The following is a 2475-nucleotide window of genomic DNA, read 5'->3' as shown; positions in this document are numbered from 1 at the left end:
CGCCCCGATCGTCGTCGTGGGGCCGCATGCACCGGTGAACGGCGAGGTCGTCTGGACCCGCGAGACTCCCGAGTTCGGCGGCCCGGTCGCCGGCATCGCCGCCGGACTCGCCCTCCTCGAGCGCACCGAGGTCTACGTCCTCGCGGCTGATCTGCCGAACGCCGAGCACGCGGTCGCGCTGCTGCGGCAGCATCCGCCCCTCTCGCCCGGTGACGACGGCGTCTGCCTGAGCGACACCGCCGGACGGATGCAGTGGCTGATCGGCCGCTACCGCACCGACGCCCTGCGCTCGGCCGCAGCGGCCTTCCCCGACGGCGGCCGTGACGCCTCGATCCGCTCGCTGCTCGCCGGCCTGACCATCACCGCACTGCCCGCAGGAGACCTGGCGACGGATGTCGACACGTGGGACGATCTGGAACGGGCCCGGGCGACCATCCGCACGCATGGCGAGAACACCGCACCCGACCGCACGCTCGACGAGGAGACGACATGACCGACAAGCCGCAGCACCTTCCGGTCGAAGCGCTGGAGGAGTGGACGACGGCCGCCTGCACGGCCCTCGGGATCGATCGCGAGTCGGTCGACATCGCTCTGCTCTTGGATCTCGCCCGCGACGTCGCGCACGGCGTCGCCCGCCCGGCAGCGCCGCTGAGCGCCTACCTCGCCGGCCTTGCCGCCGGGCGCGCGGGCGGCCGTCGCGAAGACACCGCAGCGGCGGTCGCCACGATCACCGAGCTGGCCGTGTCCTGGCGTGCGGACGAGCAGGATTCCTGAACTTCTCTCATCGCCGAACCCTCCGATGTGATCGAGAAGTAATCGTCCGGTAATCGCACTCGTGCGGCCCTGCAACATCCGCCGCCTACGTTCAGAGCATTCACCTCTCGAACGCCAGGAGCCGCGATGTCTCAGATCACCGGAAGAAGCAGCGTCGACACTCACGCCGTGACCCTCACGCGCCGCCCCGGCCGGTGGATCGACGGGTGGAACCCCGAGGATGCGACCTTCTGGGCATCCGAGGGCAAGGCCATCGCCCGACGGAACCTCGGCTGGTCGATCTTCGCCGAGTTCCTCGGCTTCATCATCTGGCAGCTCTGGAGCATCGTCGTCGTGCTTCTTCCCGCCGCCGGCTTCACCCTGAGCACCACGGAGTCGTTCTGGCTGATCTCGCTGCCGAGCCTGGTCGGTGCGACGCTGCGATTCCCCTACACGTTCCTCGTGGCTCGGTTCGGCGGACGCAACTGGACCATCGTCTCGGCGCTGCTGCTGCTGATCCCGGCGGTCCTGCTCGGCATCGTGGTGCAAGACCCTGAGACCCCGTTCGGCGTGCTTCTCGCGGTGGCCGCCCTCGCCGGCTTCGGCGGCGGCAACTTCGCAAGCTCCATGGCGAACATCACCTACTTCTTCCCGCAGAAGGAGAAGGGGTGGGCGCTCGGGCTCAACGCCGCGGGCGGCAACCTCGGCACCTCGGTCGCGCAGCTCGCCGTGCCGATCGTCGTGTCGGTCACGGCGGCGTTCACGTTCAACCTCTCGCTCGCCGGGTGGATGTGGATCCCGCTGATCCTGGTGGCCGTCTGGGGCGCGTGGCGCCACATGGACAATCTGTCCTCCGCCAAGGCCGACTTCGCCGGAGCCGCCGCGGCGCTGCGAGAACCGCACCTTTGGGTGCTGTCGCTTCTCTACATCGGCACGTTCGGATCGTTCATCGGCTTCTCGAGCGTCTTCCCCAAGCTGATCTCCGACACCTTCCCCGAGTTCTCGACGTTCCAGATCGGCAGCGCGTCACTGTCGCTCGCGTTCCTCGGCGCCCTGGTCGGCTCCCTCGCCCGCCCCTACGGCGGCAAGCTCGCCGACCGGTTCGGCGGAGCACGGATGACGATCGCCGCGTTCTCGCTCATGATCGTCGGCGCCCTCTCGCTCCTGGTGACGCTCGAGGCGAACAGCTTCGCACTCTTCCTCGGATGCTTCCTGCTGCTCTTCATCGCGGCGGGCGTCGGCAACGGCGCGACCTACCGGATGATCCCCAACGTCTTCGCCGCCCGGGGTGCGGCGACAGCCGGCGACGCGCTCGCGGTCAGCACCCAGCGCAAGGGCGCCGCAGCCCTCGGTCTGATCTCGGCGATCGGCGCCTACGGCGGTTTCGTGATCCCGCAGGTGCTCGCCGCCGCCAAGAGCGGGACCGGGTCTTACGCCCCGGCGTTCGGCGGCTTCGTCGCCGCCTACGTGGTGCTGCTGCTCATCACCGCTCTCGTCTACGCCGTACCGCGCGCCTCGCTCGCCGGCCACCGGATCTGATCATGCCCGAGCGCATCGTCGTCATCGGGGCGGGGCCGGTCGGCATCCGGTTCGCCGAAGAGCTCCTGCCGCTGGTCTCCGGCGGGCAGGCGACGGTGACCGTGCTGGGCGCCGAAACGGCGGATCCATACAACCGGGTGCTGATCGCCGAGCTCGCGGTGGGCGAGGCGACGGCCGCGGAAC

Annotated in this window: 3 protein-coding genes and 1 pseudogene; all 4 read left to right on the top strand. The window is 69.7% G+C overall.

What is annotated here, in order from left to right; all coding sequences use genetic code 11:
- Positions 1-493: molybdenum cofactor guanylyltransferase (locus tag J7E68_RS17460; protein ID WP_215174735.1), on the top strand; the 493-nt coding region annotated here is incomplete at its 5' end.
- Entirely contained in the window at positions 490-774 is a 285-nt protein-coding gene (locus J7E68_RS17455; RefSeq protein WP_215174733.1) for a DUF6457 domain-containing protein, read from the top strand. The genes J7E68_RS17460 and J7E68_RS17455, both read left to right, overlap by 4 nt.
- A gap of 126 nt (positions 775-900) precedes the next feature.
- Entirely contained in the window at positions 901-2292 is a 1392-nt protein-coding gene (locus J7E68_RS17450; protein ID WP_215174731.1) for an MFS transporter, read from the top strand.
- Between the two features lie 2 nt (positions 2293-2294).
- Positions 2295-2475 (top strand): annotated as a pseudogene (locus tag J7E68_RS17445) (NAD(P)/FAD-dependent oxidoreductase); the annotation flags it as partial.

Origin of the sequence: Microbacterium sp. ISL-103 (genome assembly GCF_018613995.1) — a bacterium.
Taxonomy (GTDB): Bacteria; Actinomycetota; Actinomycetes; order Actinomycetales; family Microbacteriaceae; genus Microbacterium.
Note: the sequence above shows the minus strand (reverse complement) of the source record. Positions and strands in the feature narration are given on the sequence as shown.